This is a genomic window from Acetobacter papayae (assembly GCF_047721125.1).
Classification (GTDB): domain Bacteria; phylum Pseudomonadota; class Alphaproteobacteria; order Acetobacterales; family Acetobacteraceae; genus Acetobacter; species Acetobacter papayae.
Genome location: NZ_JBDNWF010000002.1, coordinates 97,547 through 119,276, shown reverse-complemented (window position 1 = coordinate 119,276; position 21,730 = coordinate 97,547). Strand labels below are relative to the sequence as shown.

General features: G+C 54.0%; 18 protein-coding genes and 1 riboswitch. Of the genes, 8 read left to right on the top strand and 10 right to left on the bottom strand.

Going from position 1 to position 21,730, the window contains the following annotated elements:
• Positions 1–25: 25 nt before the first annotated feature.
• Entirely contained in the window at positions 26–2,329 is a 2,304-nt protein-coding gene (locus ABF757_RS01365; protein WP_415480612.1) for a TonB-dependent receptor, read from the bottom strand.
• 38 nt (positions 2,330–2,367) lie between these two features.
• A riboswitch (cobalamin riboswitch) is annotated at positions 2,368–2,575 on the bottom strand.
• A 764-nt stretch (positions 2,576–3,339) separates the two neighbouring features.
• On the opposite strand from ABF757_RS01365, the gene ABF757_RS01360 reads away from it, so the two are divergent.
• Positions 3,340–4,212, top strand: coding sequence for an arginase family protein (locus ABF757_RS01360; RefSeq protein WP_415480611.1), 873 nt, complete (start codon positions 3,340–3,342; stop codon positions 4,210–4,212).
• A 46-nt stretch (positions 4,213–4,258) separates the two neighbouring features.
• Here the strand turns inward: ABF757_RS01360 and ABF757_RS01355 are convergent, their stop codons facing one another.
• The 5 genes from ABF757_RS01355 to ABF757_RS01335 form a co-directional block, all read right to left on the bottom strand.
• Positions 4,259–5,149: a LysR family transcriptional regulator gene (locus ABF757_RS01355; RefSeq protein WP_415480610.1), complete on the bottom strand. Its 891-nt coding sequence runs from the start codon at positions 5,147–5,149 to the stop codon at positions 4,259–4,261.
• 40 nt (positions 5,150–5,189) lie between these two features.
• The gene (locus ABF757_RS01350) at positions 5,190–5,405 is read right to left on the bottom strand and encodes a hypervirulence associated TUDOR domain-containing protein (RefSeq protein WP_415480609.1); all 216 of its coding nucleotides are present in this window, start codon (positions 5,403–5,405) and stop codon (positions 5,190–5,192) included.
• A gap of 62 nt (positions 5,406–5,467) precedes the next feature.
• The gene (locus tag ABF757_RS01345; RefSeq protein ID WP_415480608.1) at positions 5,468–6,133 is read right to left on the bottom strand and encodes an HPP family protein; all 666 of its coding nucleotides are present in this window, start codon (positions 6,131–6,133) and stop codon (positions 5,468–5,470) included.
• Between the two features lie 220 nt (positions 6,134–6,353).
• Entirely contained in the window at positions 6,354–7,334 is a 981-nt protein-coding gene (locus ABF757_RS01340; RefSeq protein ID WP_415480660.1) for an aldo/keto reductase, read from the bottom strand.
• A 304-nt stretch (positions 7,335–7,638) separates the two neighbouring features.
• Entirely contained in the window at positions 7,639–9,372 is a 1,734-nt protein-coding gene (locus ABF757_RS01335) for a GGDEF domain-containing protein (RefSeq protein ID WP_415480607.1), read from the bottom strand.
• A gap of 840 nt (positions 9,373–10,212) precedes the next feature.
• On the opposite strand from ABF757_RS01335, the gene exbB reads away from it, so the two are divergent.
• The 5 genes from exbB (at position 10,213) to ABF757_RS01310 (ending at position 13,503) form a co-directional block, all read left to right on the top strand.
• Complete coding sequence (gene exbB, locus ABF757_RS01330) at positions 10,213–10,950, top strand: tonB-system energizer ExbB (protein WP_415480606.1); 738 nt, start codon at positions 10,213–10,215, stop codon at positions 10,948–10,950.
• Positions 10,951–10,954: 4 nt separating this feature from the next.
• Positions 10,955–11,455, top strand: coding sequence for a TonB system transport protein ExbD (gene exbD, locus ABF757_RS01325; protein WP_415480605.1), 501 nt, complete (start codon positions 10,955–10,957; stop codon positions 11,453–11,455).
• A gap of 14 nt (positions 11,456–11,469) precedes the next feature.
• Positions 11,470–12,321: an energy transducer TonB family protein gene (locus ABF757_RS01320; protein ID WP_415480659.1), complete on the top strand. Its 852-nt coding sequence runs from the start codon at positions 11,470–11,472 to the stop codon at positions 12,319–12,321.
• A 34-nt stretch (positions 12,322–12,355) separates the two neighbouring features.
• Positions 12,356–12,853: a Fur family transcriptional regulator gene (locus tag ABF757_RS01315; RefSeq protein WP_415480604.1), complete on the top strand. Its 498-nt coding sequence runs from the start codon at positions 12,356–12,358 to the stop codon at positions 12,851–12,853.
• A gap of 104 nt (positions 12,854–12,957) precedes the next feature.
• A complete protein-coding gene (locus ABF757_RS01310) occupies positions 12,958–13,503 on the top strand; it encodes a flavin reductase family protein (RefSeq protein ID WP_415480603.1) in 546 nt (181 codons plus the stop codon).
• On the opposite strand, the gene ABF757_RS01305 is transcribed toward ABF757_RS01310, so the two are convergent.
• The gene (locus ABF757_RS01305; protein WP_415480602.1) at positions 13,504–14,646 is read right to left on the bottom strand and encodes an L-dopachrome tautomerase-related protein; all 1,143 of its coding nucleotides are present in this window, start codon (positions 14,644–14,646) and stop codon (positions 13,504–13,506) included.
• Between the two features lie 2 nt (positions 14,647–14,648).
• On the bottom strand, positions 14,649–15,989 hold the full coding sequence (locus ABF757_RS01300) for an amidohydrolase family protein (RefSeq protein ID WP_415480601.1): 1,341 nt from the start codon (positions 15,987–15,989) through the stop codon (positions 14,649–14,651).
• Between the two features lie 248 nt (positions 15,990–16,237).
• On the opposite strand from ABF757_RS01300, the gene ABF757_RS01295 reads away from it, so the two are divergent.
• Positions 16,238–17,302, top strand: coding sequence for an NAD(P)H-dependent flavin oxidoreductase (locus ABF757_RS01295; protein WP_415480600.1), 1,065 nt, complete (start codon positions 16,238–16,240; stop codon positions 17,300–17,302).
• Between the two features lie 33 nt (positions 17,303–17,335).
• Here ABF757_RS01295 and ABF757_RS01290 read toward each other — a convergent pair whose 3' ends face one another.
• Together ABF757_RS01290 and ABF757_RS01285 are read right to left on the bottom strand one after the other, a co-directional pair.
• Positions 17,336–17,821: a response regulator transcription factor gene (locus ABF757_RS01290; protein WP_415480599.1), complete on the bottom strand. Its 486-nt coding sequence runs from the start codon at positions 17,819–17,821 to the stop codon at positions 17,336–17,338.
• Positions 17,822–17,975: 154 nt separating this feature from the next.
• A complete protein-coding gene (locus ABF757_RS01285; protein WP_415480598.1) occupies positions 17,976–19,130 on the bottom strand; it encodes a sensor histidine kinase in 1,155 nt (384 codons plus the stop codon).
• Between the two features lie 118 nt (positions 19,131–19,248).
• On the opposite strand from ABF757_RS01285, the gene ABF757_RS01280 reads away from it, so the two are divergent.
• On the top strand, positions 19,249–21,660 hold the full coding sequence (locus ABF757_RS01280; protein WP_415480597.1) for a TonB-dependent receptor: 2,412 nt from the start codon (positions 19,249–19,251) through the stop codon (positions 21,658–21,660).
• Positions 21,661–21,730: the final 70 nt, after the last annotated feature.

The following is a 21,730-nucleotide window of genomic DNA, read 5'->3' as shown; positions in this document are numbered from 1 at the left end:
CATATCCGGTTCAGGATGATGGTCGTTAGAAACCAGCCTGAACACTGATAGAGAAAGAACGTGGCGCGCCCAGCAACACCTGATTGGAGTAGCTCGTATCCGCCCACTGGATAAAGTATTTGTTGCCAATATTATCTATGCGCCCGTACACGGTTACCCCTTTGTAGGCATGCCATGCCGCAAAGACATTAACGGTCGCATATTGCTTGAGTGTAAGCGTATTGGCGTAATCCCCCTTGCGGGCAGAGACATAGCGAACGCCCGCACCAAGGTCGAGCGGAAGATCCTGCACCCGCGACCAGACCGCCCAAGCATTGGCCGTAACCGCAGGCACATTAGGCACCTCGTTACCTGAGGCATCAACCGAAGCACTGGGATGAAATGAACCATAGCGGGAATAGGTGTAGGCCACATTACCCGAAAAGCTCCAGTGGCGGTTGAGCGCAAGATCGCCCTGCCACTCCAGCCCGCGCGATGTCTGCACACCTGCAGTAGCTACGGTATCAAGGCCCGTAGCAACCAGCATACGGGTGCGCCGGATATCGTACAGCGCCAGTGTGGTTGTTACACGTCCGCCCCATGCAGTGGCCTTAATGCCGATTTCGCCCTGACGCGAATGGCTCAGCCGTGTGAATTGGCCACTATTGACCAGAAAAATATTGGAGCCCGGGGGGTCTTCTCCTGTCGTATAGATGCCATACACGCTGATGTTTTTTGTAATGTCAAAAACCGGACCAATGCGGAAATTGTTGGGGTTGTAATTTCCCTTGAAACTTGTTGAGGCGTTGTAACTACCGTTCTGGTTATAGTTCTGCCGGTCAAGCGATAGCCAGTCGTAACGGAATCCACCGACCAAACGCAGGTTGTCGCGAATACTCAGTACATCTTCAAGAAACAACCCGGCCTGCACCATCGTGGTCGGGGATTTTCTATAGGGGTATTCTCCTGCAAAATTTCCCAAAGCGGTTTGTTCGGGGTTGGCGAGAGAAACACTGTCCGCGTAATCCGCATCGGGAAAACCCCGATTGCGGATGAAGCGCAGGTAATAGGCATCTCCTCCGAGCGTAAAGCGGTTTTTCATGCCCAAAATCGTGGAATCAAAACGGGCATACAGGCTATCTCCAACCTGATGCTGGCTCTGGAACACGTAAAACCTGTCTCGTGCGATCCGCCCAGGTGTAATGGCGTTGCCGTTTGCATCCACACTGCCAGCACCATTGATATAGCTCAGGCTTTCGGCATTGTTCCAAAGCCGTTTGGAATAGATAAAGTAACTGCTGTTGTGAATGAGAAGGGAAGGCGTAACCTGCCATTGCAGGTGGAGTGTTGGCGTGGCATTGACCGAACTGGCCTGAGCATTGCGCACGTTATAATACTGCCACATGGAAGACTTGGTTATGCCCAGCCCCTTTGTGGAGCTTAACAGACCGCCTACGCCCCCCCCTGTCTGGGAAAGATCAACCAGTGGCGTGCCATAATAGGTGGACAAGCGATCAGTCAGATAGTCCATGCTCAGGCGGGCACTGAATTTTTCGCTCGGCTTCCACAAAATGGTGGTGGTAAAGTCGTTCGAGTGAGGGTCTGCTCCTTTGACATAACCATCGGACGATGTGCGGCTGAAATCGGTGCGGATAGCCAGTGTTTTCGTAATGGGGATGGAGCCACCTATCCCGGCATTCCATGTGTTGAAACTGCCGTAGGAAACCAGCGCATTGGCGTGGGCCGCATCAAGGGCCGGGTCACGTGTGCGCATATCTTCCGTACCACCCACGGCCCCCTGACCATAAAGAACGGAAGCCGGCCCTTTTAAAATCTGTACGCTTTCCAGATTAAAACTGTTCTGAGGGCGGTTCACCATCGTGGTTGGGCCAAAATAGATCCCATCACGCAGAACCAGAATCTGGTTGCCGGTGAAGCCGCGCATCATCAACTGGCTCGGGCTCCCAGGCGACCCGCCCGAGGTCACGCCGGGGGCGCTATCGGCAGCATCTTCCGCCTGTGCATAGCCACGCTGCATCATCAGATCATGAGAGATGACATTGATTGTAGCCGGTGAATGCTGGATAGACAGGCCCAGTTTACCCCCAATGGCCGGCACCATCTTGAGCATGGGCGTTTTGCCGTAAGTCGTGACTTCTTCTGGCTCTCCCCGCCACAAGGTCGTATTTTTTTTATGGACCGGAGGCTTTGCCTTTTTTTCCTGTGCGGACGCGGCACAGACAGGCGAAAAAGAACTGGCGCCAATAAGGATCAGGCCAAGGACAGAAGATACGGCACGCACGGCTGGTTGCTCCGACAGAACGTCACCACGATGGAAACGATGGAGCATCGTCTCGCCCCCGACACACCCCGTTCGGCAGCTTCGTCCGTGACTTGCACGCCATGGCAGGTCTCCTGGCTTGCCGGTCTTCAGCATGCCGGAGCCTTCCCGTGCTCTTTGCAGAGACAGCAGTGGCGCATGTTCCGGCAGCCTCACGGCTTACAGTTGCGGGGGCAGCACCGGCCTGTAACCGGTTTCCCTCTTAGCTTCCTGTATGACTTGCATACAACAAGAACCATGACAGGCGCATGCTAAACAGGAAAAGATCGAACCCTGTCAATAGAAATATTGTGTAAATATGTTTTGCAACATCTGTTATCCCGATAACCGGGAAAAACCTGCTTCGCGATACCTTTTCTACCCGACCAGACGGGATAGAGCACGAAACGTGTCGCATGTTTCGCCACAAGCCAGTGTGGCAAGGCTGCAAAGCTTCTGCAACAGACAACCATGACCAGCACAATGTCGATCGTCTTGATCTGCTTTTGCTGCCGGGCCGCAATCTCTTAGGGGTGAAGGCACTGGGGGTAAATATCCAGACTCTCCACTGGCACGGGTATGTCATCAGGATTGCACCTCCAAGTTGCAGGGGCACACTCCATTTTGCATGCGCAGGAGATGATCAATGTGATGCAAAAGGTGGAGGAGCGCATTCCAACCGAAAGGCTCTGGGTTAACCCGGATGGCCAAAACATTTATATAAGCTGTCTGTCCTGCGGTTATCGGGCACGGTCTTTTCTATTGCCGAGCATTCAAGAGAGAGCTGTTTGCATTCTCTAGAATAAGAATGTGTGCGATACTATAGGTTATTCAGTAAAGATGATTGTGAAATATTTTCATTAATATATATATCTTTCAATTACCATTCACTCATGAAATATTATCAGAACAAAGGCGCTGGAATGCGAATACTGACAGTAAGCCTTATCATGTTCAGGACATTGCGCTCAGGGTTTTTCAACTGCGGTGTCTTCTTGAAAAGATAGTCAAACATTCTTTATTATTTTGAGAGATATCCCGTGTCGAAGCAGGACAGCAGCACACTTCGCCTTGTTTTTCCGCAATGGCAGGGTGGTGACAATCCGCCTTATTATCTTGGAGCCAGACTGCTGGCATGGCTGGCTCCTCCCGCTAAGGGGCCTGTAGAAGAAGTGCCAGTCGATGTTCCAACGGATACACCGCTGCTGCTAGAAAATGACATGTGTGGCCGGAGTGTTCTTGTAAAACAGATCCATAATGCCCAGCACATCATAGAACGGCATAATCCCGCATCCATTGCCGTTCTTGGTGGAGACTGCCTTGTGTCTTTGGTTCCGTTCGCATGGTTGGCCGAAAAATACGGCGAAAAGCTCGGCATCCTCTGGATCGACACACATCCGGATGTGCAGACACCTGCGCAGTATAAAAATGCGCATGCTCATGTGCTGGGAGCCCTGACGGGCCATGGCGATCAAGACCTGACCAGTGCTATAAAAAAGCCAGTAGGCGCAAAAAATATCATGATTGCGGGTATTCACGATCCATTACCCTATGAGGCCGAGTTTATTGCAGAACACGGGATACACACCTGTTCACCGCAACTGGTTCGTGATGGTGCTCAACCCGTTATGCAATGGCTCAATCAGAGTGGGATAGACGTGCTGGCCATTCATCTCGATCTGGATGTTCTGGATCCTCATAATTTTCGTTCGGTATTGTTTGCAAAGCCGGGCCGAGGCAAGCATGATTTTGGAGATGTCGCCGAAGGAAAACTGAATATTCCTGATGTCCTTAAACTTGTTAAGGCAGTCATGACGGAAAAGCAGGTTGTCGGCATGACAATTGCTGAACATCTACCATGGGACGCGCTGAATCTTCAGGAAATGATGAAACAGCTTCCGTTGCTCGGCTAACCCCACCGGCCTACCTATGAAGGCTCACGTATGAACCTTCATGGAGCTATTTCATTTTCATGTCTTCAATGAAAAGGGATAGGGGCATGGCATGTTGTGCATGCCGTGGATAAAAAAGATGAAAACCCACATGGGTCAGGGAGAATTTTTCCAGTACAGGAATGAGTTCTCCTGTCTGAATATAGGGTTGAGCAACAATTTTTGGGATATAGGCAAGGCCTATGCCATCAAGACAGGCATCACGCGTGGCAAAAACCGTGTTGCAGATAAATTGTCCAGTCGGCTGAAATTTAAAGTTTTTCCCATTCTGTCTGAAGCGCCAGCTATAAATTTTTCCATGCGTCGGCAGCCGAATGCCAATACAGTTGTGCTCGGCAAGGGCGCTCGGTTTTTTTGGCAAAGCGTGCGTTTTAAAATAGGCAGGGGAACCGATAACGGTAAATTCGATATCAGGTGATATGGGAACAGACGCCATCCCATGTGTTACCATTTCTCCGAGCCTTACGCCCGCATCGAAGGATTCATCAACAATATCGACCAGTCGCAGGTCGGTAGAGACTTCGATTGTGATCTCAGGGTATTTTTTCAGAAATTCAGCAATCCGAGGCCGCAGAAAAAACGACAAGGATTCTTCGGTTACAGTCAGGCGTAGCGTGCCTCTGGGGGATTTTCGGAACTCATCCAGGCTGGATAGCCTGTTCTCGATTTCATCGAACAGGGGACGAATGGTTTGTAAAAGATATTCCCCCGCACTGGTCGGAACAACACGCCGGGTTGTTCTGGTCAGGAGTGTCACACCAAGCCGTTCTTCCAGCAACCGCATTGTATGGCTCAGGGCTGATGGCGTAACACCTCTACGGGCTGCGGCGCGTGTAAAGCTCCTTTCCTGTGCAACAGCAAGAAAGGAAAGGAGTTCGTTGAAATTCTCGCGCGACATTCTGGAGGATACCCAGCTTTCGAATGTGTAAAAAAAGGGATTATGGAAGTTTGGTCAGGGCTGAGCCTTTATGAAAGGCAATATGACTGGTTTTCAGGCTTTCTATTTCATACTGCGGAGTTTGTGGTGTTGCATGATGCTGATACCCATTCACCAGAAATGGCGCAGTGTGTATTTTTCTGATCCGTCCACTCACGCGCCCGGCTTCAGAGTTCCACGCAACGATATCCCCGATCCCGAAAATCTGTGATGACATGGTTAATCCCGTTTGTAACCGAAAGGAAAAATCACTGTGCAGGAGGGGCTAAGCGCGTATTATTAGCTCTTGGTCATGGGTTTGCCTGCGGGCGTTGCCAGCCTTGCCATCGCAGCCTGTTCGGCAAGGTTGATGAGCATTTCGAGATCACGCTCCTCGACATCCAGAGTGTCGGGCATTTGCCGGAAGGCGGTGTGAATATCGTCGCGCGTGAAATGCCCTTTGAGCGCCACAGGCAGGCTTAAAGGGCCCGGAACATGCGGATAACGGTGCCCCGTTGCACGGTGATAAAGGATGGCCACACCCGTGAGAGCAATCGAATTAAGCGCAACGGGAAGGAAAGGAAAAACAAGGCCCATCGCCAGACCATGGGCTGCAGGATGCAGCAATGTTGCCGTCAGTGCTGAAGCGCCCCCGGGGGGATGCAGCGAGCGGGTTATGGACATAGCCATAATGGCAAGGCACACAGACAGGCCGCAGGCAAAGGGGAGCGGCACACCGGGAATAAGCGAAACGCCGACACCAACCATGGCGGAAAGCGTATTGCCAAGAATGATAGCCCTTGGGGTTGCAAGCGGGCTGGCGGGAACGGCAAACGCCAGCACGGCCGATGCTCCCATAGGAGCGACAATAGCAATCCCATCGAAATCCGAAACTGCCGCGCCGAGAAGATAGGCAATGGCGATGCCAAATAACGCGCCGATAGCCGCACGGAGAGACAACGTCATCAGCAGGAACCCTTTTGTGGCATGTCGGGTTTCTGTATCATGAAAGCGCTACGCGAGGCGATGCTGTTTCCGTGGGCCATAAAGATAGCCCCCCCCTTTCTCGAGCTTGTGGCGAAAGATGCCATGAGAGGTGAGGGGCTCTGGTCTGTAGGTCATGGCGGATATGTGTAGATGGCGTCATGTAGCGTGGCAGACACCATTCACGCACGCGCTACATTTTTTAACGGTTGGGCGGTGCCATGAATTCAGGACCGACAGGATCGGGGATGGTGTTTTTTAGAATCCGGTCGATTTCAGCCCGGTCCTCATCAGGCAGATGCCAGCCGAACACGTCAGAAACCCCTTCGATCTGTGCGGGTTTTCTTGCCCCCCATAGTGCGATGAACGGCCCCTGATCAAGAACCCAGCGAATAGCCAGCACCATAACCGATTTACCGTTCTTTTCGGCCAGCGAGCGGAGTTGCGCTACGGCCTCAAGGTAATACTGGAAACGAGGGGGCTGGAATTTCGGATCGGCACTGCGCAGGTCGGTAGAAGGGAAGGTTGTCTGAGGCGTCATTTTACCCGCAAGCAACCCCCGGCAAAGCGGGCCATACCCAAGCCCAACCAGACCATGCTTGACCATATAGGGCAGGATATCCTGTTCGATACCGCGTTCGAACAGGTTGTATGGAGGCTGCACAACGGCAAGCGGTGCATGCTGGCGGAAAACTTCCATCTGTGCCACGGAGTAGTTTGATACGCCCAGCGTTCTGATCTTACCTTCCTTGACCAGTTCGCTCAGTGTGGCGGCTGTCTCGGCAATGGGGGTAGCATCATCCGGCCAATGCACCTGATAGATGTCAATGTAATCCGTTTTTAGCCGGAGCAGGGATTCTTCAATTTCCTGCCGGATACGCGCTGGCCTGCTGTCACGAAACGGCTTGTCATCTTTCCAGTTAAGACCAACCTTGGTGGCAATCAGAATCTTGTCGCGCCGCCCTTCCAGTGCTCTGCCAATGACTTCTTCTGAATGGCCGAAACCGTAAACAGGAGCGGTATCGATAAGGTTGATGCCCTCATCAAGCGCTCGGTGAATGGTACGCACCGCGTTATCGTCATCCGGTCCGCCCCACATCCAGCCGCCAATTGCCCAGGTGCCGAGCGCCACGCGTGATGCAGGCAGATCCAGCCCAGGAATGGTGATGGTGTTCTGTGAGATCATGGGAGTCTCCTTACGCAGTTCAGATCGTGCGTTCTTCGGTAAAACTGGCAATCACACCCCGGTGGGGCGGTGCCGCGTTCTGGCTGCCCGCAACTCAACTCCATTGTGAGGAGAGGTAAGGCCGCGTGCTGATCAGCACCAGAACGGTTCACGCATCATGGCGTGTAGGGGCAGTATAAAGTCAGACCAGACATTAGCAACACTTTGCCAGGCACTTACCCGGCTCGACCTTGCGACGTGGTAGACATTAAGACGGTATCAGAGCAGCCCAAGGCCTACCATGCATAAGGGTATGATGAGGCTATACCGCCCCATCCGCAATGTCCTGTTCCGCCAAGCGTACGCAATTGCGGCCTGCCTGTTTGGCAGCATAGAGAGCGACATCAGCCTTGGCCATGAACTGCCTCCATGTGAGGTTTTTATTAGCCGCTACGCCAAAGCTCGAGGTTACGGATATTTTTTCACCCGTGGCGGCAAGCATGAAAATATCCTCAACCCCTTTGCGTAACCGATGTGCAAGGGCTGTTGCCGTTTCCTGATCCTGTGCTCGTATCAGGACGGCAAACTCTTCCCCACCGATGCGCCCGACCAGATCATCAGAGCGGACATGTGCCATCAGGGCATTTGCGACCATGATAAGCACCTGATCACCCGTGGCATGGCCATATCGGTCGTTGATCGATTTGAAATGGTCGATATCAAGAAGGATAAGAAAGGCATTGCGGTCTGACCCTGTGGTTTCCAGCCAGGGTTCACCGAGCATCTGAAAGGCCCGCCTGTTGAGGAGGCCGGTCAGTTCGTCTGTTTCGGCCTGATGCCTCAAACGCTGGGTGTCCGCATCCCACTCCCGCAATTTGAGGTCGAGAAGTGCCACGGCCTCGAACAAGGGATTTAATTCGGGGCTTCCATGATGTGTGAGCGGGAACTGCACAGGTTCGCGGTGGGCCAGATTAACCACCGCCTCACTGGCAACTAGTAGAGGCTGCAGCACGCGTTGATGCACGAGCAGTACTCCGCCCGCAATCAGGCTAATGACACAAAGCATGATGGTGCCCACCACCCATGCCAGCCCCCATGCCTGCTGCTCTTTCTGCTTATAATCAGCCAGAAGGGAGTCGAGATAGGCTGTGCGCCAGACCTCCAGCGGCTTGAGCGCTTGAACATAGCGGTCAGAAAAGGCGGCAGCCGAGATTGAATAAGCGCTGCCATGCGTGCCCTCGGCCACAAAACGGGCGACCAGAAGTTCACCATTTTTCACCAGCGATGCTTCAGCTTCCGCCCGGAGCGATACGGGAAAAGGGCTGCGGTCATTCAGATCAGGGCTGAGAGACAGCAATTGCCGTTGCATCTTGATACGCCCGTTCAGCCGCTCTCCGTTCGCAATATTGGATTCAGGCATAGGGATGTTGGCAATCAGGGGGGCAATGATACTTGAACCCAGTCGCCCGGCATCATCACGCAGGGCGCACAGGATCAACGCATGCTGGACGGGGCCAGCCAGTTCCGGGTCTGAGTGAATAAGTTCGGCGGCTTTGCTCATTACGACAGCCTGATAGGCATCGTAAGTTGCAAAAAGGGCCTCGGTCGCACGTTGCACGCTCTCATAGCGCACGGGTGTTTCGGCCGCCGCCAACTCAACCAGAGCACGAGCCTGCACCAGATGGCGCATGATATCGTTATAGGGAACGGTCGCAACGATTGTGGCCGCTTGGTTAAGGGCGCGATCCGTCTCGGCACGGGCGGTGTTCAGTCTGGCGCGTGCTGTCTCGATCTGCCCTACTTCTCCAGCCATCAGCACGTTGGATGGCGCGCGTTCGGCAGTGATCCGGCTGGCCGTGTCCAGCACCTGTCGGAGCTCTTCCAGCCCAACCACGGCATGACGTGCCTGAAAGAGTAGCTGGCTGACATGGAGCAGAATGATACCCGCCAGAACCGTGGACAAAAAAACGGCAGCCAGTGCACCAATCCATAATTGCCTGCTCACCCCCAAACGGTAAGAAGACTGAGATTTTTTAACATGAGCTGGTGCTGTCAATTTGCGTCTTTCAATCCATAAAACCGGCTGGCTTTGATAAACTCTGCTCCGTTGCCCCGCCACCGCTGCACTGACAGGATTATAGAATGGTGCCATTTACGCCATCCTTACCCGTCTTGCAGCCCCCAACCTGCCTGTAAGGCGCATATCCAGTGGTCCAGCACACTGGAAAATACGCCAAAGGTTGAACGCGTTAAGAGTTTGGTCGTTGCGACATGTGTGAGCTTTCGGCCTGTACGCCAGCATTTCTGCGCCTGCCAGCAGGATAATTGAGAGCCACTGCGTCGCATAAGTCAATATGATGGAAAAACTGGGCCAGTCATAAATGGCGGACAAGCGCTAACATCAAGCATCCCGGATTATTAACAGGGCAGGGATATGCGTTTTTTCCGGGAGATAAAAATTTTCAGGTTTTCCTGAAAAAACAGCATGTCCGATCGTCTTTAAGGATAAGGGGCATAGTGCGGCGTATCGCTCATCGGGCGCAGGGGCCGACATGCTCATTTTTTTCGATATATTCGAAGGCAGCGGCATGATGGACCCGGTTGACGATGATCCGAAAAAAAGTTGCGACTCACTCTTACACGCAGTGGCAAGAACTCTGCTTCCACCGGTTTTCGTCCTGCCAGCCACACTGTCTCACACCCTTTCTCCCGGCTTGCTCTGGTTGTGGCCGGGTACCATGGGGGTGCTGACCCTTTTCGGATTGCTGTCCGCTCTTTTAGGCCAGCAGGGTCTGTGGCTGGTTCTGTCATGGGGCAGCTTGGCCATTCCTCTTATCACCACGGCCGCTTGCCTTGTTCGGGCATGGAGCAGACCGTCTTCCAAAGGAGGTCTTTCATGACCGAACTTGTTCCTGTTTCGTTTTCTCCATGGGAAATGTTTCTCGGTGCCGGCCCGGTTGTGCGGTGTGTCATGCTTTTGCTGTCCGTAGCCAGCCTGCTGACATGGACGATTTTTATAGCCAAATCTGTCGAACTGCTGCGCATAAAGAACAAGCTAGGAAAAGCTGAAACAGCGCTTGAAGACGCCAGTAATCTTGAACTTGCCGAGGAATGGACACGTGGAAACATGTCCATAGCCCATGCACTGGTTATGGCGGCAGGCACAGAACGCACCCGGTCGCAAGATATTCCCGGCGACAATGAGGGGATTAAGGAGCGTATTGTCCTGCATCTGGAGCGGCTGGAAGCCGCCGAAGGCCGCAGGCTTATGCGTGGCACCGGCGTGCTGGCCACTATCGGGGCGACATCACCCTTTATCGGCCTGTTCGGCACGGTCTGGGGTATTATGACAGCGTTCACCGGCATTGCCGCCAGCAAGGCAACCAGTCTGGCTGTGGTGGCACCCGGTATTGCTGAAGCACTGCTAGCAACTGCGCTCGGTCTGGTCGCGGCTATTCCGGCGGTGGTGATTTATAACCATCTCGCCCGCCAGACGGCGGCGTGCCGCGCGCAGGTGGCAGACCTGACTTCGCTGGTGTTGCGCCTTATATCGCGGGATCTTGGGCGCATGCAGGCACATGGCGCGAGCACGCAGGTCGTGCGGCTTAGCTCTTCACGGATTGCGGGGGAGTAGCGGCATGATCCGCATACGCCATACCGATGAAAACCCGCATGAAGCGAGTGAGATCAACGTCACGCCCTTTATTGACGTAATGCTGGTGCTGCTGGTGATCTTTATGGTTACCGCACCGCTTACTACGGTCAATGTGCCGGTTGACCTGCCATCCTCAACCGAAAAACCGACCCCACGCCCGGATGATCCCGTGTTCCTGACCGTCAAGGCTGACCATGGCCTTGCACTGGGTGAGGAGGATATCAGCACAGATACCCTGCCAAGCGCACTGGAGACAGCAACCAAAGGCAACAAGGATGAGCGTATTTTCCTACGGGCCGACAGGAGCGTGGATTACGGTACGCTCATGGGGGTTATGGATAAGCTGCGGTCTTCCGGTTATCTCAAGGTCGCACTGGTTAACCTGCAGGGGCAGGAAGAGGGTAGCGAGGCCGGGACGGCCCCCGCAGCTAATGTAGGTGAGACGTCTTCAGCCGGTTCTTCCAGGTCGAGCGCTGTACCGTGAGCCACGCAACCGAGATGGTGCCACAAAGTGGTGATGCTTATGCATCTTCCTTCGCTGGCTCCTTTGCCGACTGGCGGCGTGAGCAGTTACGCCGCGCCCGACAGGAGGAGGCCGTACGCTGGGGCGTATCCTTCCTGGCTGTGCTGGCACTCAGTGGTGGCGCTTTGTGGTGGGGGTTGCACCTGCCGACCCAGCCTGTGGCAGTGCCCGAGCCACCACCGGCTGCAATTGCCATCGATATGGCACCGGAGCCCGTTTCCACGCCCACACCACCTACCGATGTGCCGCCGGGTCCACAACAGACCCGTTCCATCCCTGACCCAACACCGGTAGAGCCACCCAAAATTACGGCCCCGCCTTCACCTGCCATCAATCCGCCGGTGCCTGTTCCAGCACCGGACAAGGCGCGTAAAATCGTTAAAAAACACAAACCGGTGCCAGTACACACGCAGCAGAAACCCGATCTGACACCGCCAGCAGATGCCACAACCGCACCGCCATCATCAGAAGCGCCGCCCGCGCCTGAGCAGGCGGCACCGGCTTCGGGGTCTTCTTCATCAAAGGCCTCGCACGATCCGGTTACGTGGCAGGGAGCCCTTCTGGCGCAGCTTGAAAAATACAAACGCTATCCGGCTGATGCCATGGCGGACCATCAGGAGGGAGTGCCAACTGTAACCTTCTCCATGGACCGCAAAGGGCATGTTCTGTCAGTTACGCTGGCCAGCAGTTCCGGCCACCCGTTGCTGGATCAGGAGGCCGTGGCCCTGCCGCAGAGAGCACAACCCCTTCCGGTGCCTCCGGATAGCGTTGCGGGGGATCCCATTACGCTAACAGTTCCTGTTGAATTCTACATTCATCAGAATTAACCGCATTTTTCCCAGTTTCTGACAGGGTTTTTGCATGACAGCTTTTTCTGAACACCGTCGCTCGCCTCCTGCACTTAATCAGATCCGTCCGGGTATGGGGGGAGACTGCCATGCGGTGCACGAACTGGAGCGCCGTTGCCTGGATGCCGGTATTAAAATGACTGATCTGCGCCGCGTGCTGATTCATGGGATTGTGGAAGCCGGACCACGAGTGAGTGCCGTGGAAATCTGGAAGACTCTGGGCAGTATGCTGCATGATGGCCATGCCCCTAGTCAGGGTTCAATCCAGCGTAACCTAAACCTGCTCGTGGAACGCAATATCCTACGGCGCGATGTTTCGCCTGACAGGCAATGGCACTACCGTATAGCACCAGAACGCAAGGCGGCTCTCACCATTACCTTTGTGGAGGCCGGAACCGGCCGAAAAATTGCCTGTGATTCACCAGAAATTGCTAATCTTCTACGCCGTGTCGCAGCTGAGCACGGGCTGGCCGTGCAGGGGGCATTCATTACCGTCAGCGCTGAGCATTAATGGCAAGCACATGCGCTTGGGAAAGGTGTATTCTGGCTAGACTGTCACGGCTTTCGTATGCTGTAACAATCGTGGAAAAACCGGCGGTATGGATGGAGGTCATCATGCAGCATTTCCCTCTCAACCGGGCTTTTACGCTGCTGGAGCCGGGGCCGGTCACGCTTGTTACTACGCATGACGGGCAGCGCGACAATGTCATGACCATTACATGGACCATGGTTCTGGACTTTGAGGCCCGCTTTGCCCTGTCTACAGGGCCGTGGAACTATTCGTGGCAGGCGCTTGTCAACACGCGGGAATGTGTGGTGGCCATTCCATCAGCCGAGATGCTTGATACTGTCGTGGGAATTGGCCTGTGTTCGGGCAGAGATACAGACAAGTTTGAAAAATTCGGCCTGTCCCGGCACAAGGCAGGCAAGGTAAAAGCGCCGTTGCTGAGTGCCTGCCTAGCCAATATCGAATGTCGTGTAGTCGAGGTCATAGAACAGTATGGGATTGTTGTTCTCGAAGGGGTCGCGGCTCATGCAGGCCCTCATCGTGAACAGCGCTCCCCACTGCACGCCATAGGCGACGGCACATTCGTAACAGATGGCCGTGTGCTCGACCGCCGTGTGATGATGCGACCCAAACTACCGCCCAGTGTGCTCTGATCAATTTGCTGCCGGTGGGGCAATCGGCATGCGGGCAATCGGCATGCGGGCGATCAGGTAAGGAGGGCGGCGCAGGTCCTGCCCGTTATGAAAAAGTGGCAGGCGGCTCCACTGCCCCAGAACGACATAAACATAATGGGCATTGGCAAAAATGCCGTCTGGCCAGACAAAGCGTGGGTCAGCAGCAATCAGGTCAAACGATCCATCAGTATTGCGGCGGAAAACCGCATCATGGTCGGCGGCCGTAGTGTAAATACGGTTCCATGGGTCGGTTGCCAGACCGTCAGCGGCCCCTTTTTCACCCTCATCAGTCACGAGATGCGCCAGTTCATCCGATGTGACGGAAAAATCTGCCAGCCGATCAGTTGGTAGGCTGTAGAGGCGACGGCTGGCCAATGGTGCATAGTAAAGCCGGGTTGAATCAGCCGAAAGGGTAAGGCCATCTGCCCCGCTGGCGGGGAAAGCGGGCTTTTGGGTATCCATATGCAGCACACGGCCATCAAGCACGGTCTGATAGCCATGGTCGGGCAGGATCGAGACCGTGTTTTCCAGCACACGGCGCTGGCGACCCGATGCCAGATCGACCACAACCAGAGCCGGATGTCCATCGAACGAACTGTCCGTGACATAGGCGGTGCCCTTGGCACCATGGGTCAGGTCGATCCGCAGGTCGTTCATATGGCTGCCGGGGCGCAGAGCCTCCTTAAGTGGCACCGAGGCAATCTGCTCCCCTGTACGTGGATCAAAGCCAACAATTTTTGCCCCACCTTCGGGAATGGCGTGGCCCTTGATCTTGCCATCATCAATAATCCACAGCTTACCACTGCTATCCGCTGTCATGCCATGGGGGGAAATAAGGGACTTCTGCGCGGCGGTGGATGGGAACGGTACAAGCTGGTTATTTTTCCATTCCCCCAGAACCGGGCCGGTGTGATCGCCATCATGTTTGGGGAAGGTAAGAAACAGCCGCCCGTCAATAACCGCGATCCCCGAAGGGTCAGGCTGTGGGATACGCGCGATGATTTCGACCTGCCCCTGAGCACCAAACCCGGGATCGAGATTATCCTCGACCACAGGGGCAGCAAGAGCGGGGGAGGAGAGAGCCACAAACGAGAGCAGCAGAGTAGAAAAACGTAAGTTCATGGTCAGTTCCCGTTATGTGACAGCGGGCCGGGAACGGATGTGCCGTTTTCCCATGTTTCAACAATCCTGTCCGCATCGCGGATGTCAGATGCAGGATTGCCTTCAACCACCAGCAGGTCAGCCCGCAGCCCCGGTGCTATGCGTCCGCGGTCGGTCAGTCCCATCAGGTCAGCAGCATTACCCGTTGCCAGTTTGATGGTTTCCAAGGGGGAGAGGCCCGCCTGCACGGACAGGGCCAGTTCCCGATGTTCCGCAATGCCGGGAACGCGCAGCGGCATGGCACCACTATCCGTGCCGAAACCGATCTTTACTCCTGCATCATGCAATGTTTTCAGGTTTTGCAGGTTGATGGCCAAAGAATCCCGCGCGAAACGCGCCTGTTTGCCGCTGGCATGCTGCTGGCGCCATGCGGGGTCAGTAATCTGCTGCTGCAAGGCGGTGGACAGACCCGCACGGGTAAAGGCAGTGCGCGTCCATGGGGCTTCATCCGCCCATGCGGTAGACGCCTCGTCCAGTTCGAGGGTCGGTATATACCAGATACCCTTTGTCCTGAGCGTATCGACAAAGGCGGGTGGCACGGGTTTGTCCCGCACGCCATGGGCCAGAATATTCACACCGGCCGCCACAACACGTTGTGCGTCCGCAAGGTCATGAATATGGGCTGCGACCCGTAGCCCCCGCCGGTGAGATTCCTCCACCACAGCGGTAATAATTGCCGGTTTCATTTTCACGGGCAGGCTGTGGTCAAAATCATCAACCCAGATTTTAACCAGATCCGTGCCATGTGCGGCCATTACGCCCACGGCTTCGCGGGCTTCGGTTGGTGTTCGTGGCCTGATAAGCTGGTCTGGCGCGACATTGACTGGTGGAGCGCCCCTTGGCACGCCAATACCCGCATCAACCCCAAACAGATCTGCGGGGAGCTGCCTTGCATGGGCCTCCTGTCGCAGGGTGTCAAAAAGGATGGGGGCGTTATTACCCAGAGCGGTCACGGTGGTTACGCCGTAACGGCGATACTGCCCGAGTTCGGCCGTTATGGTATCCCGGGTATAGAATTGTGGCCCAGTAGTGGTACCCCCGACCTGCCCAACATGACTGTGATCAGAAATAAGCCCGGGCATGACTGTATCGCCCGTTCTGTCCAGAACCTGCGTGCCGGGTGGCAAGGTCAGATTCTGCCCTACAGCGCGGATTATGGGGCCGTCAATCAATATGGTCATGTCTTCGGTCGGAGGGGAGCCGGTGCCATCGATCAGGCGCACATGGGTAAGCGCTACAGGATTGGCAATTGCGGGAGATGCGCCAAGCAGGGCAATAAAAACTGCGGCAAAAGCGGGTTTCATGGGGGCCTCCATAAAACGGGACACCGCATCATCAGGATCCGGCACAAAGGGGCAGAGCTGTTCAGCCTGCCTGTGGTGGCGGCATTATTACCGAGATGTCATGCAGGGGAAAGCACCAATTCCTGAACATAAAGTGAAAGCACAAAACACGCGGTCAGACGTAGGGAGACTGTACAGGGAATATGTCGCGTATTTGAAAGCGCAGGTAGTTCCGTTATGGTGCCAACAAAAGAGGGTAAGGAGCGGTTATGGATCTGCTGGCACGACTGGGCATGACAGTGCCTCTTGTTCAGGCCCCTATGGCCGGTGTTTCCACTCCCTCGCTGGCTGCAGCAGTTTCCAATGCCGGTGGGCTTGGTTCGATCGGATTGGGGGCGTCCAATACCGCCACCGCGCAGGAGATGATTCACGCAGTGCGTGCTCAGACCGAGCGCCCTTTTAACGTCAATCTGTTCGTGCATGCCACGCCCGTGCTCTCGCCAGAGAGGGATGCCGCATGGTTGAACTGGCTGGCGCCATTGTTTGCCGAATTTGGTGAGGCACCTCCCACACAGCTCAATACGCTTTACACCAGTTTTAATGATGACCCTGACATGCTGGACATGCTGCTGCATGTCAGACCGCCCGTTATCAGCTTCCATTTCGGTCTACCACCTGCCCAAACGGTTTTGGCTCTGAAAGCGACAGGCGCTGTTCTGCTGGCATCCGTCACCAGTCTGGATGAGGCCCGCGCGGCTGAAACCGCAGGTATGGATGCGGTGGTAGCGCAGGGGATTGAAGCAGGAGGACACCGAGGGATTTTTAACCCGGAGGGGGAGGATAATGCTTTAGGCATCATGCCACTCACCCGCCTGCTGGTAAAACAGGGGCGGCTACCCGTTATCGCGGCTGGTGGTATTATGGATGGAGCGGGCATTGCGGCTGCACTGGCGCTGGGCGCCTGTGCAGCGCAAATGGGCACAGCTTTTATTCTGTGTCCTGAATCCAGTGCGGATACAGGCTACAGACAAACCCTGTCTGGCCCGGCGGCATTTCATACCAGATTGACCTCCCTTGTTTCCGGCCGCCCCGCGCGCTGCCTTGGCAACAGATTTACCGCACTGGAAGCCATAGCCGACAAGCCCGTAACTCCGGCCTATCCTGTGACATATGATGCAGGCAAGGCGCTCCATAAAGCCGCCATGAAGCAAGGTGACTATGGCTATGGAGCATACTGGGCAGGGCAGGGGGCTCCATTGGCTCGGGCCATGCCTGCTCAGGAACTGGTTATGAAGCTGGTGGACGAACTGAAACAGGCCCGTGCTGAAAAATAGGCTGAAAACGCTGGCGGCATATCTCTGTTTATTTCAGCTTCTGTATCGCTTTATTGATGGGTCTCTAATACCCAGAAGTTCGCCCAGACGTACCAGATCGGCAAAAGAGCGCGTTTTCATTTTTTTCATGACACTGGCGCGGTGTATTTTAATGGAGACAATGCTCAGGGATAGGTGATCTGCTATCTGCTTGTTCAGCAAACCGGCAATGGCTAGTCCCATAACCTCTTTCTCTCTGCTCGAAAGCGCGGCAAAATTCCTTTTTGCTTCCAGCGCGACCTGTTCCTGCGCCTTATGAGTTTTCCATAAAATCAATGCCTCATTGATAGCCTGTAACAGGGCCTCATGAGAGAAAGGTTTGGCAAGGAAATCAATTGCCCCGGCTTTCATACCCCGAACCGCCATGGGCATGGTGCCATGGCCGGTCATCATAATTACTGGAATACCAAGGTCAGCCCTGTTGATTTCATCTTGAATATCCAGTCCGTTGATATTGCCAAGCTTGACATCCAGCAACAAGGGGTTTTTGGCAAATCCGTTTCCAAAAACATCAACGGATCGGAAAATGAGGATACCACAAACCCTTCGGCCCGTAGCAGACTATCAAGGGAGTTCCTGATCCCCGCATCATCATCGACAATAAGAATATGTCCCGGCACGGTGGTGTCTGACGTCATGACACAACCTGAGCAAGAGGAAGACGAACAGTAATCAATGCGCCAGAAGGCGTTGTGTTTTCCGCCCAGATTGTTCCACCATGAGACTCAACAATCGCCTGACAAATGGAAAGACCCATACCCATGCCGGATTTTTTTGTGGTGCGAAACGCTTCGAAATAAAGACTGGTTTCTGGGTCTTTGAAGCCTGTTCCGTGATCTTTTATGGTGATTTCGGCAAAATATTCTTTTTGGAATATAATCTGCGTCGAAATGACAATAGGTGAGGCGTAGTTTTTTGCCAGTCTGGATGCTTCGATCGCATTCAAAAGCAGATTGATGATCAATTGCTGGATTTCTGTTTTATTGCCATAAATAAAAGGTGGCTTGCCGTTATTTGTTTTTTGAATTTCAATGTTCTCCATAATATCACTGCTTTTCAGGAGGGATATTGCCTCTTGAATAACTTTTCTCAAATCGAGCAGGGTCTCGCGCTCAACCTGTTCGCCATGCATCATATCCCGAACATTGCGGATAATATCAGCCGCACGTCTGGTATTGGCATCAATCTGGTCCAGACAATACAGAGCCTCCTGAATATTCGGGGCGGGACGGCGTAGCCACCGGGCACCAGACTGTGCAAAGGTACCAATGGTTGAAAGTGGCTGGTTCACTTCATGCGCTATGGCAATGCCGATCTGCCCTAATGTTTTTATCCGGTCGGCTCGAGCGAGTATCCGCGCCTGTTTATCCAGCGCTTCGCGAGCTTTTTTGTTGCGTTCGGTAATAATGGTGACAATAAGGTTTGCAGTTACGCCGAGTGCCAGCCGGGCGACCCCTGCGTTAAAAAGGGTGTCGTTATGAACAATAAAGAAAGCGCTACATTCCAGTATCAGGCATCCAGCAGCAACCATGCGGAGCATTTTGATGGTGCATCGCTCGGCAACCAGTACGATAACCAACACGTATAGAACCCCGAAAGCATCATGCGCCGGAATGAGCGTAATCAAAAATACCAGAACGGCCATCCCGGTAGCGGAAAGCCATGTCCAGTAATGCATGAAAGAAACTCCTGAATGTGCTCTATAGAAAATGCCTGACCCTGTACAAACCATGGTTTTATCGAATGTTTGGTGGGCTTTGACTTTACCTAAAAGGGCTATTTTTATCATGGCGGCGCCAGTGAGCGGAACCTATACCAAAGTATATACATAAAAGTCATTGCATGCAATTGTGACTAAATCGCATTTGTGTTTTCTGTGATCCAAATTCCGGTCTGAAAGCACAGAAATGTCACGCCTTCTCACACCTAATAGAGTCCGCTCGACCCCACTTGTTGCAGGGGTAGCCCTGTTATGTTCCGGTCTACATGTTGAAAACACGGAAGCCGCAACGCCTGAAAAACCTGCCAAACCCTCTCAACGGCATAGCGGTACATCCAGCGGCACGAATAAACCCGGAACACATTCCGCAACCGACCATGCCGCTGCCACACATGATACCAGTGCGCAGCCCCTCAACGGGCCTCTTTCTGGTGGGCAGCATGCAGGCGAGCCGGGGGAGGAGCACATTACGGTTGTCGGCAGCCGGATGAATATCCTGCACGAGGATATTGGCCTCAGCCGTATGCCTACCGACGTCATGCACACACCGCAGACCGTAAACGTCGTGCCGCGTGCGTTGATGGAACAGCAAAATGTCAAATCCCTCGATGAGGCCCTGCGTAACGTGCCGGGCATTACAGCCTCGGTAGGTGAGGGCGAGGGCGGGATGTCGGGCGATCAGTTCCTGATCCGTGGTTTTCAGGCCCAGAACGATATTTATGAAAATGGCCTGAGAGATTTTGGCGTATATACACGCGACAGTTTTTATTACGACCATGTTTCCGTCATAAAAGGCCCATCGTCTGAAGTATTCGGGAACGGTACAACAGGCGGGGCGATCAATATCGTTACCAAGGCACCGCATGCTGGCAACTCCTATCAGGGCAGTTTTTCAGGCGGTTCCGGCTCCTATTATCGTGGAACGCTGGATATAAACCAGCAGATCAATGACAGCATTGCGGTGCGTCTTTCCGCCATGGGCAATGAAAATAACGTCGTGGGGCGGAATTACGTTTACTCTCACCGCTGGGGTATAGCGCCATCCATAACTTTTGGCATGAATAAGAAAATTTCCTATACAGTCGACTATTTTCATCAAAATGATAATCGTATTCCCGATTATGGTGTCTGGGTTGTCCAAAAACCGGGCACAGCCATTGCCAAACCCATTACCGAATACGGCGTAAACCGGAACAACTGGTACGGCACCACCTTCGATCAGGATGATATCAGCACCGACATGCTGACCGGACGCCTGACAGCAAAGGTAGCCCCTTGGCTCACACTGTATAACGACACCAAAGGCGGAATTTACCATCGTTATTATTCAGCATCGCAGCCCAATTGTAATGCAACCTGTGTTACCAAATATTTTGCAGGCGACCCCACGGCCTCCATTGTCAGAAACGGCGGTTTAGGTGGGCCTAACCCGTATAGCCAGAGTGACTGGTCCATTCAGAACGTGTTTTCGGGTATCGCGCGCTTCAACACAGGAAAAATCCGTCACGAAGTTATCGGCGGGTTCGATATCGAGCATGTTGAGGATCACAGACAGAATTTCGCGTATAATAAAACCCGTCCAGGCACGAACCTTGTCAACCCGTCCATGGATGTTTCGGGGCTGCAACGGGTAAATTGCTCGGAAAATCCCAATGGTCTGGCCTCTATTCCCAATGGGGTAGGGCGTAAATGCTACAAAGATGGCAGCGCGACAGATATCGGCTTTTTCCTGTCAGATCAGATATGGCTGACCAAATGGTTTGCCATCAAAGGCGGGTTCCGTCTGGATCAGTGGTATAGTTCCTATTCCGCAACCGGTGGTGTGAGCACAACGCCCGACACACATTTCAACCAGAACGAAACGACAGTTAACCCCACGGTTAACCTGATGTATATGCCTAACGATAATCTGATGGTGTATTTCAACTGGGCGGAATCAACCACGCCAACCAGCCTGTACGTAACAAACAGCAATGCGCCCTTTACCACCAGTTCGGGTTACGCGCCGGAGCGAAGCAGGCTGTATGAGGTCGGCGCCAAATATAATGCCTTCAAAGGCCGTATGGGCTTTACGGCGGCATTGTTCCGGCTGGAAAAAAACAACTCCACCATTACAGACCCAACCACGGGCGATGTCTCGGCCTCATCCGACAGTCAGCGCAATCAGGGGCTGGAGCTGAGCGCATCAGGCAACATTACATCTGACTGGAGTGTTATCGGCACCTATGCGTTTTATGATAGCCGGGTAACAGGCTCCCAGACAGCGGCAGATGTCGGAAAGCGTATTCAGTTCGTGCCGCAGAACTCCGCCACTTTGTGGAGCAGCTACAACATTGCTTCAAAAACGCCGTTTAATCTGACAGTAGGCGGAGGCATAACATGGCGGCAGGGCGTATGGCTGGACGCCGCCAATACGGCACGCGTGCCCGCAACTGTTGATTTCGACGCCATGATTTCACACAATTTTGGCAAGCACTGGCGTGTGGCCATGAACGGCTACAACCTCGCAAACCGGCTCAACTACAGCAACCTGTTCCAGAACCGCGTAACACCGGCGATTGGTCGCTCATTCTTGTTCAACCTTTCCGCCAGTTACTAAGCGCATAGGCGGTTACAGGAACACAAAAAAAGCCTGCATGCTCCAGAATTGCTCTGGGGGATGCAGGCTT